At 28.8% G+C, this 772-nt stretch carries 1 pseudogene; it reads right to left on the reverse strand.

The window, feature by feature from the left end:
* Positions 1-772, reverse strand: a pseudogene (locus KPC_RS20540) (hypothetical protein); the annotation flags it as partial.

Genomic DNA, 772 nt, shown 5'->3' on the forward strand with positions numbered 1-772 from the left:
CTTCATAATTAACTATTTTACTACCAATTAGCTCACCCTTAGCATTTTTAATATAAATATTTTCAGAACGGCTAGGAGAACGAGGTTTACCAAAGATTAAATGAAAACTATCTAATGGAAATTGATCAAGTTTTTCTTTTAAAACCTTATCCATTAAAGGAGTTTTCCTAAACAGCCCTAAATCAGTATGAAATCCGTCATTTGCCATTCCACATCCAATGATAAAATCATACTTTTTTAAAACCTCATCTATCTGCTTTTGATATTCATCAAGACTGATTGTAAAGCCATCAAATTCAAATTTTTCATTTACATTTTCATTTAAATGAAATGGTTTGACTTTTAGTATTTCACTATCAAATCCCCACATTAATAAAGAATCTTGAATATATTGTATATTTATATTTGTATTGTATGTGAAATCCTCATAATCAACATATAAAACAGCCAATTTAACTTTTTTATAAACTTTAATTTTTGAAATTCCAGCTTGAATCAACAAAGCCTTTTTTGCGGGGGTAATAATTTCATCTTTACCTAATATAAGGTCACCCTCAACATAATCATTTCCTTTCTCGACAATACCAATCTCCTTCTCAACTTCAAAGAAGTCACCATTATCAAGTCTAAGTGAATCAGGTAAAGCAACTACTGTATTTGCAATATTTTTCAAATTTGTTAAAGGAGGTACTAATATTTGATATTGATCATTAGAATCCGTTATATATGGATTTTTGCCATACCTCAATCGGTACATATAAGGTGTTATTAC

This window comes from Acinetobacter stercoris, from assembly GCF_900323515.1.
Classification (GTDB): domain Bacteria; phylum Pseudomonadota; class Gammaproteobacteria; order Pseudomonadales; family Moraxellaceae; genus Acinetobacter; species Acinetobacter stercoris.